Source organism: Fictibacillus nanhaiensis, assembly GCF_049537595.1.
GTDB classification, from domain to species: domain Bacteria; phylum Bacillota; class Bacilli; order Bacillales; family Fictibacillaceae; genus Fictibacillus; species Fictibacillus nanhaiensis_F.
In genome coordinates, this window is record NZ_JBMULM010000001.1 from 1,155,249 (window position 1) to 1,169,070 (window position 13,822).

The window sequence follows — 13,822 nt, forward strand, 5'->3', positions numbered from 1 at the left end:
TTTCATAGTGAGCTATGATGAGTATGTGAAAAATATTGCATGTTATAATAAAAAGGTGGGCTAATTGTTGCAAAGGATCGTATTGTTGGCAACGCAAGAAGAAATTGAATTGGTTCAAGAGATCAATCAATCCGAACTTTTTGAACTTGCAGCTATCTTTCAAGAACCTCTTCAATCGTTGCCGGCCAAATTTAATAACACACCAGTTTTTACATATTCATCGGCACCAGAAGAGGTAATAGATGTAATCGTTTATTCAGATTCACTTAAAGAAACGGCAAATCTGCTAAACGAGACCAAATATCCAATGTCGGGAAGATTGACTACGGCACAGTTTAGATTTTTGTTAACCATATCTGACGAAACGAAAAATAAAAAAGACATTAGTCATCTACAACAACTTAAAACAATTTTAGATAATACACATGATGGCATGATTGTGATCGATCAAGATTTAACGATCACCATATTTAACAAGAGTGCTGAAAAGATGACAGGTTTATCCAAAGAGGAAGTTGTAGGTAAATCCATTCTAGAAGTCATGCCTAATAGTCAGCTTCCAAGAGTTATGGACTCAGGCATAGAAGAAGTTAATCAAGAACAAATCTTAGCGAATGGCACTAAAATCTATACAACAAGAACACCGATCCTAAATCATGAAGGTCGAAAGCTTGGCGCTTTTGCTGTTTTTAAAGATATTACAGAAATCGTGGATCTGGCAGAAGAAGTAACGAATTTAAAAAGCATCCAAACGATGTTAAGATCAATCATCCAATCTTCTGAGGAAGCTATATCTGTAGTTGATGAAGAAGGAAAAGGGATCATGATCAATCCTGCTTATACGAGGCTCACAGGATACACAGCCGAGCAAGTGATTGGAAAACCGGCAACAACGGATATATCTGAAGGTGAGAGTATACACATGCAGGTTTTAAAAACAAGAAAACCTGTGAGAGGTGCCCGATTACGAGTTGGGCCAAACCGCAAAGATGTGATTGTTAATGTTGCGCCTGTTATCGTAGATGGTCTATTAAAAGGCAGTGTAGGTGTCATTCACGATGTATCTGAAATAAAAGGACTTACAGAAGAACTCAACCGTGCAAGACAGATCATTCGGACACTTGAAGCTAAATATTCGTTTGAAGATATAATTGGTTCATCAGAAGAGATGAGTTTTGCGATCGATCAAGCAAAGCTCGCTGCTTCTACTCCTGCGACCGTTCTGCTTCGTGGTGAATCTGGAACGGGAAAAGAACTTTTTGCTCATGCGATACATAATGCGAGCAGCAGAAAGTTTAATAAATTTATACGCGTCAACTGTGCAGCGTTATCTGAATCGTTATTAGAGAGTGAACTGTTTGGCTATGAAGAAGGAGCTTTTTCTGGTGCATTAAGAGGCGGGAAAAGAGGACTGTTTGAAGAGGCCAACGGCGGAAGCATCTTTTTAGATGAGGTGGGAGAGTTGTCTCAGAACACTCAAGCCAAACTTTTGCGTGTTCTACAAGAGAATGAAATCAGACGTGTTGGTGGGACGAAAGCCATTCCGATCAACGTCCGTGTGATCGCCGCAACGAATGTGAATCTTGAAAAAATGATCGCAGATGGTACGTTCAGGCAGGATTTGTACTACAGGCTCAACAGGATGCCGATTTATATTCCGCCATTAAGAGCGAGAAACAATGATATTTTGCTCTTAGCACATCACCTTCTGCAGAAGCTAAATCAAGACTATGGAAGAAACATTGATTATATCAGCAAGGATGCAGAGGACTTTTTATTAGCGTATCATTGGCCGGGAAATGTTAGAGAGCTTGAAAACGTATTAGGCAGAGCGATCATCCACATGAGTCATACGGATTCACAGATCAACCGGAGTCATATTTCTCTGTTATCTTTAGAACCATCGAAGAAAAAGGATATTCATCTGAAAGAAATGGCTGATACGACTGATAATGAAAAGAGCTTAGCTGAACAAATGGATGCGGTTGAAAAACGTATTTTAACAGAAGCTATAGAGAGATTTCGTGGCAACAAGACAAAAACAGCTAAATCACTGGGTATCTCACTTCGAAATTTTTATTATAAATTAGAAAAATACGATCTCGACGAAAAATCGCGCAAATAATTTCATGCAAAATATTGCAACGTTTCTGCAAATAAATGCATACTAATATTTGATATGGACTTTTATTACACGTTTAATAGTTGGCATGAAAATTGCATTGTTAATATAGCGGTTAACAAGGGGGGATAGCATGCGTTTACAAAACTTGGTGAGCCAAGCCAAAAATCAGCAAGAGAAACCAGTCATCGCAGTGGCAGAAGCTGGAGATCAGGAGGTTTTGGAAAGCATACTGAAATCATACAAAGAAGGGCTCGCCCGCTTTATTCTGTTTGGAAACGGTAACAAAATTTCTGACTGGTTAGAAAGAAACGCGGATGTTTCGTTAGATGGGATTAAAGTTGTTCCTACTGATACAGCTTCGGCTGCATTAAAGGCGGTAAGAGCGGTTCATGATGGAGACGCTGATATTTTGATGAAAGGGCTCATCTCAACGTCTGCTCTTTTAAAAGCAGTTTTAAATAAAGAATTTGGTCTCCGTACAGGCAAAGTGCTATCACATGTTGCTGCATTCGAAGTAGAAGGATTTGAAAAATTAATCTTTGTTACGGATGCTGCCATGAACATAGAGCCTGATCTTAATCAAAAAGTTCAGATTCTACAAAATGCTATCGATTTTGCGGTTAGAACGGGTGTGGAAGTTCCGAAAGCTGCAGTGCTTGCTGCGGTAGAGAATGTCAATCCTGCTATGCAAGCAACATTGGATGCAGCGAGTCTGATGGTTATGAACCTTAGGAATCAAATTCAAGGTGGTATTGTAGAAGGTCCTTTGGCCTTAGATAATGCCGTATCAAAGGAAGCTGCAGCTCACAAAGGAATCACAGGAAGTGTTGCAGGAAATGCTGACATCCTTCTTGTTCCAAATATCGAAACAGGAAATGTATTGTATAAATCTCTGATCTACTTTGCTCGAGCAAAAGTTGGAGCAGTAATATGTGGAGCTAAAGCACCAATCGTTCTAACATCTAGAGCGGATTCAGCTGAAAGTAAATATTATTCTATCGCTTTAGCGGTAAATTCAGTCATCACTGATAATTAAATCTTAGGAGGAAAACACAATGGAAATTTTTAAATATATGGAAACTTATGATTATGAGCAAATGGTGATCTGCCAAGATAAACAATCTGGTCTAAAAGCAATTATCTGTATTCATGATACGACATTAGGTCCTGCACTTGGGGGAACAAGAATGTGGACGTATGAAACAGAAGATGCGGCGATTGAAGATGCACTCAGACTAGCTAAAGGGATGACTTATAAGAACGCAGCGGCGGGATTGAATCTTGGTGGCGGTAAAACAGTAATTATCGGTGATCCAAAGAAAGACAAGAACGAAGAAATGTTCCGTGCGTTCGGTCGTTATATTCAAGGCCTTAACGGGCGTTATATTACTGCAGAAGATGTGGGTACAACGGTTGAAGACATGGACCTAATCTACCAAGAAACACAATTCGTTACGGGTGTATCACCTGCTTTCGGTTCAAGTGGTAATCCTTCTCCAGTAACGGCTTACGGTGTATACCGCGGTATGAAAGCAGCGGCGATGGAAGCGTTTGGTACAGATTCTCTAGAAGGAAAAGTGATCGCTGTTCAAGGCGTTGGACATGTTGCTTATACACTATGTAAACACCTTCACGAAGAAGGCGCATCATTGATCGTTACAGATATTAATAAAGAAGCTGTTCAACGTGCAGTTAAAGACTTTGGAGCAAAAGCTGTTGAGATCGATGAGATCTACAGTGTAGATTGCGATATCTTTGCGCCATGTGCACTAGGAGCTATTATTAACGATGATACGATTCCACAGATCAAAGCAAAAGTTATTGCAGGAGCTGCTAACAACCAACTGAAAGAAACGCGTCACGGTGATGCGATTCATGAGATGGGAATCGTTTATGCACCAGACTATGTAATCAACGCTGGTGGAGTTATCAATGTAGCTGATGAGCTTAACGGTTACAACCGTGATCGTGCTATGAAAAAAGTAGAAACAATCTATGACAACATCGCGAGTGTTATCGAGATTTCAAAACGTGATAACATCCCGACTTACTTAGCAGCAGATCGCCTTGCAGAAGAGCGTATCGAACGCATGAGAATGTCTAGAAGTCAGTTCCTATTAAACGAAAGACATATCTTGTCTAACCGATCTCGTTAAGAGTTCGTATTAATGGAGGTTTGAAACGTGCATCAAAAAGAATTTCGCATACTAGTGATCAATCCGGGGTCAACCTCTACTAAGATTGGAATTTTCGATAACGAACGGCCAGTATTTGAAAAAACGATCCGTCATGATACAGAAACCATCCATTCGTTTGATTCTGTTATTGATCAGTACACTTTTAGAAAAGAAACGATCTTAGAAGCATTAGACTACGAGGGCATCAATATTTCAAAACTGAGTTGTGTGGTCGGCCGTGGCGGTTTGTTAAGACCGATCGAAGGCGGTACGTACAGCGTTAATGAACCGATGCTCAAGGATTTGAAGGATGGTTACGCTGGTGAACATGCTTCAAATCTAGGTGGGATATTGGCATTCGAAATAGCAGAAGGTTTAAATATCCCTTCTTTTATCGTAGATCCAGTAGTTGTTGATGAGATGGATGAGATCGCAAGAATTTCGGGTGTTCCCGAAATGGAAAGAAAGAGTATTTTTCACGCGCTTAATCAAAAGGCTGTTGCGCGACGCGTAGCGAAACAGCTGAATAAATCTTACGAAGCTCTAAGGCTTATTGTCGTACACATGGGCGGGGGAATCACGGTAGGTGTCCACAAGGACGGAAGAGTGATTGATGTAAACAACGGACTGCATGGAGAGGGACCTTTCTCTCCTGAACGTGCAGGCACTGTTCCGATAGGTGATTTGGTTTCACTTTGCTTCTCTGGTGAGTTTTATGCAGAAGAAGTGATGAAGAAGCTCGTTGGCCAAGGTGGTCTTGTGGCTTACCTGGGAACAAACGATGCAAGAACCGTTGAAGAAAGAATCGAGAACGGTGACAAAAATGCCGAGCTTATCTATGACGCGATGGCTTATCAAGTCGCAAAAGAGATCGGGTCAGCAAGTACCGTTCTTTATGGACAAGTCGATGCGATCATCTTAACGGGCGGTCTCGCTTTCGGAAAAGAATTTGTTAAGAAGATAACAGACCGGGTTGAGTGGATTTCTGATTGTATCATTCAGCCGGGTGAGAATGAGCTTCAAGCGTTAGCAGAAGGTGGCCTTCGTGTATTAAGAGAAGAAGAAACAGCAAAAGTTTATCCTGGCGGAAAAACTATTGCTAGAGTGTCACTGGACTAACTAACAGCAAAAGGAGATATGAGCTTATGTCAAAAGACTTTGATTTGGTCATATTGGGCGGAGGGACTGGCGGCTATGTAGCTGCCATCCGAGCTGCTCAATTAGGAAAAACCGTTGCAGTGGTTGAAAAAGGAAAGCTTGGAGGTACTTGCTTACATAGAGGGTGTATCCCAAGTAAAGCTTTATTAAGAAGTGCTGAAGTATACAAAACGGCAAAAAAAGCTGCAGACTTTGGTGTTGAGATCGAAGGACTTGGCTTGAACTTTTCCAAGATGCAAGAACGTAAGCAATCCATCGTAAATCAACTACATATGGGTGTACAAAGTTTGATGAAAAAAGGAAAGATCGAAGTCTATGAAGGAATCGGACGTATCCTTGGACCATCCATCTTTTCACCGATGCCTGGCACGATTTCAGTTGAGTTTAATGATGGCACAGAAAATGAGATTTTAATCCCGCAGAACGTGATTGTTGCAACAGGATCTAGACCACGTTCGTTACCAGGGTTAGAGATCGACGGAAATCTCGTAATGTCTAGTGATGAAGCATTAGAGATGGAGTCTTTGCCAGCATCAATCATCATCGTCGGTGGTGGGGTAATCGGTATTGAATGGGCGTCTATGCTCAATGATCTTGGTGTAGAAGTAACCGTGCTTGAATATGCTGACAGAATTGTACCAACAGAAGACGAAGAGATTTCGAAAGAAGCGGCGCGTGTACTTAAGAAAAAAGGCATCAAGCTTGTAACGAGTGCAAAAGTCCTTCCTGGTACGTTAGAAAAAGGCGAAGGCGTGATGATTTCTGCTGAACACAAAGGCGAGACAAAACAATTTAGTGCCGAGAAGATGCTAGTTTCTGTCGGGCGTATGGCGAACACAGAAGGAATCGGCTTAGAGAACACCATCATTAAAGTTGAAAACGGATACATTGAGACGAATGAATATTTCCAAACCGCAGAAAGCCACATTTATGCGATTGGAGATGTAATCGGAGGACTTCAGCTGGCGCATGTAGCATCTCACGAAGGAATTACGGCAGTAGAACACCTTTCTAACTTGAAGCCTGAACCGATCAACTACGATAATATCTCGAAATGTATCTATTCAAGTCCAGAGATGGCAAGTGTAGGTCTTACTGAGAAACAAGCAAAAGACCAAGGCTTTAACGTTAAAGTTGGCAAGTTTCCTTTTAAAGCGATCGGAAAAGCTCTTGTTTATGGTGAAAGTGACGGGTTTGTAAAGATCGTTGCAAATAAAGATACTGATGATCTTTTAGGTGTTCATATGATCGGCCCTCACGTAACGGATATGATCTCTGAAGCTGGTTTAGCGAAAGTTTTAGACGCAACACCGTGGGAGATGGCTCATACCATCCATCCACATCCATCTCTATCAGAAGTATTTGGTGAAGCAGCATTAGCTGTTGAAGGAAAAGCGATCCATTTCTAAGGAGGTAAAACAAATGGCAGAATTACGTCATGAACAATTAGGTTTAACGAATGAAGATGTCATCCATATGTATAGAACGATGTTATTAGCAAGAAAAATTGACGAGCGTATGTGGCTGTTGAACCGCGCTGGTAAGATTCCTTTCGTTATTTCTTGTCAAGGTCAAGAAGCAGCACAAGTTGGTGCAGCGATGGCGCTAGATAATGAGAAAGATTTTGTGTTGCCGTACTACCGCGACATGGGTGTTGTTTTGCAGTTTGGTATGACAGCGAAAGACCTGATGCTTTCTGGCTTTGCCAAAGCAGAAGACCCTAACAGCGGCGGACGCCAGATGCCAGGACATTTTGGTTCTAAAAAGCTGCGCATCGTAACAGGTTCTTCGCCGGTTACTACTCAAGTTCCTCATGCTGTAGGAATCGCGCTTGGCGGAAGAATGGAAGGAAAAGACCTTGTCACATTCACGACGTTTGGTGAGGGATCATCAAACCAAGGAGATTTCCATGAGGGAGCAAACTTTGCTTCTGTTCATAAACTTCCTGTTATCTTTATGTGTGAGAACAATAAATACGCAATCTCTGTTCCAATCTCAAAACAGCTCGCTTGTGTGAACGTTTCTGATCGTGCGATCGGTTATGGTATGCCAGGTGTGACGGTAGATGGGAACGATCCATTAGCTGTTTATGAAGCTGTAAAAGAGGCTGCTGATCGCGGTAGACGCGGTGAAGGTCCTACTTTAGTTGAAACAGTAGCTTATCGTTTAACACCTCACTCATCCGATGATGATGATCGTGCATACAGAACGCGTGAAGAGGTTGAAGAAGCAAAAGCAAAAGACCCGATTCATACGTTTGCTGCTTACTTAAAAGAGAATGATATCTTAACAGAAGAATTAGAAAAACAGATCTCAGACGAAATTCAAAAAGAAGTGGATGAAGCTACAGAATATGCAGAGAACGCAAAATATGCGGATCCTGAAAGCGCACTTCTTCATGTTTACGCAGAGTAAAGGGGGAAAACGAGATGCCGGTAATTTCATATATTGATGCTGTAACACAAGCGATTCGCGAAGAGATGCAACGCGATAAGCGAGTATTTGTAGTAGGTGAGGATGTTGGTGTACGCGGAGGAGTTTTCCGTGCAACGACTGGATTAATTGAAGAGTTTGGTGAAGAAAGAGTAATCGATGCACCCCTAGCGGAATCTGCTATCGCAGGTGTAGGTATCGGCGCTGCCATGTATGGAATGCGCCCGATCGCAGAGATGCAGTTCGCTGACTTTATTATGCCTGCGGTTAACCAGATCGTTTCTGAAGCGGCTAAGATCCGCTATCGTTCGAACAATGATTGGACATGCCCGATTACGATCCGTGCTCCATATGGTGGCGGTGTCCATGGTGCGCTTTATCACTCACAATCTGTTGAGGCACTATTCGCTAACGTACCAGGCTTAAAGATTGTAATGCCTTCTACACCCTATGATGTAAAAGGTCTTTTGAAATCTGCTATCCGTGACGAAGATCCTGTTCTTTTCTTTGAACATAAACGTGCTTACCGACTGATTAAAGGTGAAGTACCGAGCGAAGAATATACATTGCCGATTGGAAAAGCGGACGTGAAGCGTGAAGGTGAAGATATTACCGTTATTACATACGGACTTTGTGTACACTTTGCTCTTCAAGCTGCTGAAAAGCTTGAAAAAGACGGAATCTCAGCTCATATTCTTGACCTTCGTACCGTGTATCCGTTAGATAAAGAAGCGATCATCGAAGCGGCTTCCAAAACAGGTAAAGTACTTCTTGTAACAGAAGACAACAAAGAAGGAAGCATCATGAGCGAAGTTTCAGCGATCATCGCTGAAAATTGCTTGTTCGAACTTGATGCACCTGTCCAACGTCTAGCTGGTCCAGATGTGCCTGCAATGCCTTATGCACCAACGATGGAAAAGCACTTTATGGTGAATCCTGATAAAGTAGAAAAAGCCATGAGAGATCTTGCGGCATTTTAACAATAGGAGGGGACTTTAATGGCTACAGAAAAAATTACAATGCCTCAGTTAGGGGAAAGTGTAACTGAGGGTACAATCAGTAAATGGTTGGTACAGCCTGGAGATACGGTTAAAAAATACGATCCATTAGCTGAAGTTATGACCGATAAAGTAAACGCAGAAGTTCCATCATCTTTTAGCGGAACAATCAAAGAATTAGTTGCTGGTGAAGGCGATACACTTTCTGTTGGTGAGCTGATCTGTTATATCGATACAGAAGGAGAAGGCGGGGGAAGTGCACCTGAGGCTTCATCTTCAAAAGAAGAGAAACCTGCAGAAACAGCTTCAACACCTTCAGTATCTTCGAGTTCGAATGCTGCTAAGCCTGCGGCAAACGTCGATCGAGCGGCTAGAGGACGTTTTTCACCTGCAGTGGTACGTATGGCATCTGAACATGGCATTGATCTAGACCAAGTAGAGGGATCAGGACAAAGCGGAAGAATCACTCGCAAAGATCTCCAAAAGATTATTGATTCCGGTCAGATTCCTACAAAAGGTAACAAGCCAGCTATAGAAGATGTTTCAGCAGCACCTGTTTCATCTAGCTCTCAAGAAACGGCTCCAGCGCAACAACAATCTGCACCAGCATTAAAGCCGGTTACGATCGACACAATGCCTGGAGATATTGAAATTCCAGTATCGGGTATTCGTAAAGCAATCGCTCAAAACATGGTCCGTTCAAAACACGAGGCACCTCATGCTTGGACGATGGTAGAAGTGGATGTAACGAACTTAGTAGAATATCGTAATTCTGTAAAAGGTGATTTTAAAACAAAAGAAGGATACAACCTTACGTTCTTGCCGTTCTTTATCAAAGCTGTTGTAGAATCGCTAAAAGAATTCCCGCAGATCAACTCCATGTGGGCAGGAGATAAGATCATTCAGAAAAAGGACATCAACATCTCGATTGCTGTCGCAACTGATGATGCACTATATGTTCCAGTCATTAAACACGCGGACGAAAAGTCAATCAAAGGAATCGCACGCGATGTTAAGGAACTAGCAGATAAAGTTAGAACGAACAAATTAGCTGGTGATGACATGAAAGGCGGAACGTTTACTGTAAATAATACAGGTTCTTTTGGATCTGTTATGTCTACGCCTATCATCAACTATCCGCAAGCGGCTATCCTTTCTGTAGAATCGATCGTGAAGCGTCCGGTTGTTATGAACAATGGCATGATCGCTGTACGAGATATGGTTAATCTTTGTCTTTCTCTTGACCACCGAGTTCTTGATGGGCTTGTTTGCGGGCGCTTCTTAGCTTCAGTAAAAGCTCGTTTAGAAAGCATGACAAAAGAAAACACATCCATTTATTAAAAAAATGTGTTTTTCATGTTTATGAGGGTTTTATTGCGGGTAGAGATAACTATCAACACCTCCAAACCCCATAACCCCCTAAGAAAAATGCCGTATATGTTACGGCATTTTTCTTTTTTATATGACCATAATTGAGTACAATAAGAAAGAAAGGAGCTGAATACGAATGAACTTTCAATTTAATCTTTTTAATGATGTAGTAGAGACGGCTCGTAAAGAAATGGTAGAGGCTGGTTATACACAGCTATTCAAACCAGAAGATGTTGAAGAAGCTTTCAAAAAAGAAGGTACAACACTCGTTATGATTAATTCCGTTTGTGGATGTGCAGGTGGAATCGCACGCCCATCGGCTTCATATTCGGTAAAACAAGACGTTCGCCCGGACCATCTTGTTACAGTATTTGCCGGACAAGATAAAGAAGCAACAGAGACAGCGCGTTCTTACTTTACTGGCTACCCGCCATCATCCCCATCTTTTGCTCTATTAAAAGATGGAGAGATTCAAATGATGGTCGAACGTCATGAGATCGAAGGCCATGAACCAATGGAAGTCGTAAACAAGCTAAGAAGTGCATTTGAAACGTATTGTAAGTAAGGATTTAAGTGTGTATGAATGAAAGAAGCTGGCTCGAAATTGAGCCAGCTTTTTTATTGCTCATTAAACGTAGGTGAAAATGGATTTATGATTGATTCTTTGTATTTATGAGCTATTCTAAGGATTTGTGAGCGATTCCGGGAATTTATGAGCGGCTCCAAAGATTTATGATCAATTTTAAGATCGATCATTGAACTAATGCTCACAAACCCACAAAAACTCTTTTAATCCAACCCAAGTCCCTTTCTCAAAGCCCAAACATGAGACGAATGAAAGAGGAGCTTCTCGGCTTGATCAACATTCATCCAGACCAATTCATGATCCTGATCTAACGGTTCATTTGTATCCTTCCCAAATGAACCTGTATAAAAATACCCATCATTCATTAGATGTTCGCCTTGGCTCGTTTGAAAATATTGCTTTGCATGTCCCACAAATTGCTCCATCTGAAAAGTAAAGCCTGTTTCCTCAATACATTCTCTTTTCAAACAGACTTCATGATCCTCTCCAGTTTCTATACCGCCACCTGGTAAGAATGCTTTGCCGTTCTGAATCATGACGGCAATATTCTTATTTTCATCCCAAACTATGGCATACACTGATTCTCGTTTCCGATATGTAACATCTTTCATCACTTCACCAAATTGCATGTTAATCAACCACCTTAATAAAATGCATATAAATACATTCAGAATTATTAAAATACTTAATTTTGCATATTTATGTGTTAATATTCATTTTAACGAATAAATATAAATGATTTATACAGGGGGAACTACAAATGAAACGAAATCTTTTTAGCCTTTATTTTATCATAGTACTCGCGTTGTTGGCGGGATGTGGAGCAGTAGAAGAAAAGAGTGCTACTAATACAGGAAGCGACTCGTCCGAGAAGACGTTAGTGATGGCAACTTCAGCTGATTATCCACCATATGAATATGTAGAAACAGCAAAAGGCGGAGAAATTGTAGGCTTTGATATTGATGTAGCGAATCATATCGCAAAAAAATTAGGCTACAAGGTCGAGATAAAGGACATGGACTTTAACGGATTGATTCCTGCATTGGACAGCGGCAAAGCTGACTTTGTAATCGCCGGTATGACACCGAATGAAGAACGAAGAAAAACAGTAGATTTTTCAGATGAATATTATGCAGCTCAACAATTGATCGTTACAAAGGATAAAGCGATTAAAAGCGTAGAAGATCTTGAAGGCAAAACGATTGGTGTTCAATTGGCTTCCATTCAAGAAAAAGAAGCAGACAAATTATTAAAAGACCATAAATTTGAGGTTGTTCAGCGTAACAAAGTAACAGAATTGGTTCAAGAGATGAAATCAAACCGTGTAGATGCGGCAATTATTGAAGATGCAGTAGCTTACGAATTTTTAAAGAAAAATAAAGACCTTTCCTCGTTTGCCCTACCAAACACAGACGCTGCAGGATCGGCAATCGCGTTTCCTAAGGACAGTGAGCTAACAAAAGAATTTAACGCAGAACTTAAGAAGATGAAAGCAGACGGTACATTGGACGAGCTTGTTGAAAAGTGGTTCGGTGTTAAAAAATAGAGAAAGAGAGTGGTAGGCATGAACTTGGATTTTGCCCAGCTCGTGCCTTCTATTCCGTACATTCTATACGGAATATGGGTTACGTTGCAGTTCGTGGCGGTATCGTTAGTATTAGGATTTATATGGGGAACCGTACTTTCCTTATTTAAGATAGGTAAGATCAAAATTTTAAGATGGTTTGCAGATGCATATACTTCGGTCTTTAGAGGAACGCCTCTAATTCTTCAGATGCTGTTGATCTATTATGCTGTACCTCAGCTGACAGGAGTCGATATTGGCGCATTCTCAGCAGGGGTTCTAACGTTTGCTCTTAACTCTGCAGCTTATATATCAGAAATTATTCGTGCGGGTATTAATGCAGTCGACAAAGGACAGAAAGAAGCTGCTATGGCTTTAGGTGTTCCATACCGCACGATGATGTTGAAGATCATTCTGCCACAAGCCTTTAAGAATATTTTACCTGCATTAATGAACGAATTTATTACATTAACAAAAGAATCAGCGATCGTCTCTGTTATCGGTGCGCTTGATATTATGAGACGAGCTCAAATCGTTGGCGCGAGCAACTATCGCTTTTTTGAACCATTATTATTAGCGGGGCTTGTTTATTATCTGTTAGTTATGATGTTGACGTTGGCTGGTCGAGTTATGGAGAGGAGGCTGGCTAAGAGTGATTGATGTTCAAGGTTTGAAGAAAAGATTCGGTAATAATGAAGTGTTAAAAGGAATTTCAACTTCAATCAAAAGAGGAGAAGTTATCGCTGTGATCGGGCCTTCAGGATCAGGTAAGTCTACGTTTCTCCGATGTTTGAATCTGTTAGAAACTCACGATGAAGGTTCGATTTTAGTAGAAGGTAAGGATATTAACGAGATGGAACTTCATCTTCGTAAAAAGATAGGAATGGTGTTTCAGCATTTCAATCTATTTCCTCATCTTACTGTTTTAGAAAATGTTACATTCGCGCCGCAGCAAGTATTGAAGATCTCGAGAAGTGAAGCTGAGAAGGAAGCTTTAGATCTTCTTAAAACCGTTGGGTTGAGTGATAAAGCGAACAGCTATCCTTCTAACCTTTCAGGTGGTCAGAAGCAGCGTGTGGCTATAGCGAGAGCACTCGCGATGAAACCTGAAGTTATGCTTTTTGATGAACCAACTTCCGCTCTAGATCCTGAGATGGTGAAAGAGGTGCTGCAGGTGATGAAGAACCTCGTCAAGCTTGGAATGACGATGGTTATCGTGACACATGAGATGGGCTTTGCAAAAGAAGTTGCTGATCGTGTTATGTTCATGGATGATGGAAAATTAGTCGAAGATCAAGAACCTGCTATTTTCTTTAAAAATCCGAAAACAGATCGAGCTAAAGCTTTCTTAGAAAAAGTGCTATAATGCTTAAAAAAGGACTTCTTAGCTGAAGTCCTTTTTCGTTTCTA

Annotated in this window: 13 protein-coding genes; 12 read left to right on the forward strand and 1 reads right to left on the reverse strand. The window is 41.1% G+C overall.

All coding sequences use genetic code 11. From position 1 onward, the window contains the following. Positions 1-67 precede the first annotated feature (67 nt). The 9 genes from ACOZ9X_RS05770 (at position 68) to ACOZ9X_RS05810 (ending at position 10,827) form a co-directional block, all read left to right on the forward strand. A complete protein-coding gene (locus ACOZ9X_RS05770) occupies positions 68-2,125 on the forward strand; it encodes a sigma 54-interacting transcriptional regulator (RefSeq protein ID WP_423417351.1) in 2,058 nt (685 codons plus the stop codon). A gap of 130 nt (positions 2,126-2,255) precedes the next feature. Next, on the forward strand, positions 2,256-3,161 hold the full coding sequence (gene yqiS, locus ACOZ9X_RS05775) for a phosphate butyryltransferase (protein ID WP_423417352.1): 906 nt from the start codon (positions 2,256-2,258) through the stop codon (positions 3,159-3,161). A gap of 19 nt (positions 3,162-3,180) precedes the next feature. Continuing rightward, positions 3,181-4,281 (forward strand): branched-chain amino acid dehydrogenase, encoded by a 1,101-nt coding sequence (bcd, locus tag ACOZ9X_RS05780; protein ID WP_423417353.1) that lies wholly within the window; start codon positions 3,181-3,183, stop codon positions 4,279-4,281. A gap of 27 nt (positions 4,282-4,308) precedes the next feature. Next, positions 4,309-5,421 (forward strand): butyrate kinase, encoded by a 1,113-nt coding sequence (buk, locus tag ACOZ9X_RS05785; protein WP_423417354.1) that lies wholly within the window; start codon positions 4,309-4,311, stop codon positions 5,419-5,421. A gap of 26 nt (positions 5,422-5,447) precedes the next feature. Beyond that, on the forward strand, positions 5,448-6,869 hold the full coding sequence (gene lpdA, locus ACOZ9X_RS05790) for a dihydrolipoyl dehydrogenase (protein ID WP_423417355.1): 1,422 nt from the start codon (positions 5,448-5,450) through the stop codon (positions 6,867-6,869). 13 nt (positions 6,870-6,882) lie between these two features. Further along, positions 6,883-7,875, forward strand: a complete 993-nt coding sequence (locus tag ACOZ9X_RS05795) for a thiamine pyrophosphate-dependent dehydrogenase E1 component subunit alpha (RefSeq protein ID WP_423417356.1) — start codon at positions 6,883-6,885, stop codon at positions 7,873-7,875. Between the two features lie 14 nt (positions 7,876-7,889). Continuing rightward, positions 7,890-8,873: an alpha-ketoacid dehydrogenase subunit beta gene (locus ACOZ9X_RS05800; RefSeq protein ID WP_066395978.1), complete on the forward strand. Its 984-nt coding sequence runs from the start codon at positions 7,890-7,892 to the stop codon at positions 8,871-8,873. 18 nt (positions 8,874-8,891) lie between these two features. Continuing rightward, positions 8,892-10,232 carry a dihydrolipoamide acetyltransferase family protein gene (locus tag ACOZ9X_RS05805; RefSeq protein WP_423417357.1) on the forward strand — a complete coding sequence of 447 codons (1,341 nt, stop codon included), beginning with the start codon at positions 8,892-8,894 and terminating at the stop codon, positions 10,230-10,232. A 166-nt stretch (positions 10,233-10,398) separates the two neighbouring features. Continuing rightward, positions 10,399-10,827 (forward strand): BrxA/BrxB family bacilliredoxin, encoded by a 429-nt coding sequence (locus tag ACOZ9X_RS05810; RefSeq protein ID WP_144699187.1) that lies wholly within the window; start codon positions 10,399-10,401, stop codon positions 10,825-10,827. 224 nt (positions 10,828-11,051) lie between these two features. Here the strand turns inward: ACOZ9X_RS05810 and ACOZ9X_RS05815 are convergent, their stop codons facing one another. After that, entirely contained in the window at positions 11,052-11,477 is a 426-nt protein-coding gene (locus tag ACOZ9X_RS05815) for an NUDIX domain-containing protein (protein ID WP_423417358.1), read from the reverse strand. 131 nt (positions 11,478-11,608) lie between these two features. Between ACOZ9X_RS05815 and ACOZ9X_RS05820 the strand changes: the two genes are divergently transcribed. From ACOZ9X_RS05820 to ACOZ9X_RS05830, 3 genes are read left to right on the forward strand one after another with little or no spacing between them, the layout of a single operon-like run. After that, entirely contained in the window at positions 11,609-12,394 is a 786-nt protein-coding gene (locus ACOZ9X_RS05820; protein WP_423417359.1) for a transporter substrate-binding domain-containing protein, read from the forward strand. An 18-nt stretch (positions 12,395-12,412) separates the two neighbouring features. Beyond that, on the forward strand, positions 12,413-13,072 hold the full coding sequence (locus ACOZ9X_RS05825) for an amino acid ABC transporter permease (RefSeq protein ID WP_191753884.1): 660 nt from the start codon (positions 12,413-12,415) through the stop codon (positions 13,070-13,072). Further along, positions 13,065-13,778: an amino acid ABC transporter ATP-binding protein gene (locus ACOZ9X_RS05830; RefSeq protein ID WP_423417360.1), complete on the forward strand. Its 714-nt coding sequence runs from the start codon at positions 13,065-13,067 to the stop codon at positions 13,776-13,778. Before ACOZ9X_RS05825 ends, ACOZ9X_RS05830 begins: the two co-directional genes overlap by 8 nt. Positions 13,779-13,822: the final 44 nt, after the last annotated feature.

Bases quoted from the DNA above. Each gene is read 5' to 3' on its own strand.
- bcd (WP_423417353.1), top strand. From the start codon at position 3,181: ATGGAAATTTTTAAATATATGGAAACTTATGATTATGAGCAAATGGTG.
- ACOZ9X_RS05820 (WP_423417359.1), top strand. From the start codon at position 11,609: ATGAAACGAAATCTTTTTAGCCTTTATTTTATCATAGTACTCGCGTTG.
- ACOZ9X_RS05800 (WP_066395978.1), top strand. From the start codon at position 7,890: ATGCCGGTAATTTCATATATTGATGCTGTAACACAAGCGATTCGCGAA.
- ACOZ9X_RS05825 (WP_191753884.1), top strand. From the start codon at position 12,413: ATGAACTTGGATTTTGCCCAGCTCGTGCCTTCTATTCCGTACATTCTA.
- ACOZ9X_RS05795 (WP_423417356.1), top strand. From the start codon at position 6,883: ATGGCAGAATTACGTCATGAACAATTAGGTTTAACGAATGAAGATGTC.
- ACOZ9X_RS05810 (WP_144699187.1), top strand. From the start codon at position 10,399: ATGAACTTTCAATTTAATCTTTTTAATGATGTAGTAGAGACGGCTCGT.
- ACOZ9X_RS05815 (WP_423417358.1), bottom strand. From the start codon at position 11,477: ATGCAATTTGGTGAAGTGATGAAAGATGTTACATATCGGAAACGAGAA.
- ACOZ9X_RS05805 (WP_423417357.1), top strand. From the start codon at position 8,892: ATGGCTACAGAAAAAATTACAATGCCTCAGTTAGGGGAAAGTGTAACT.
- lpdA (WP_423417355.1), top strand. From the start codon at position 5,448: ATGTCAAAAGACTTTGATTTGGTCATATTGGGCGGAGGGACTGGCGGC.
- yqiS (WP_423417352.1), top strand. From the start codon at position 2,256: ATGCGTTTACAAAACTTGGTGAGCCAAGCCAAAAATCAGCAAGAGAAA.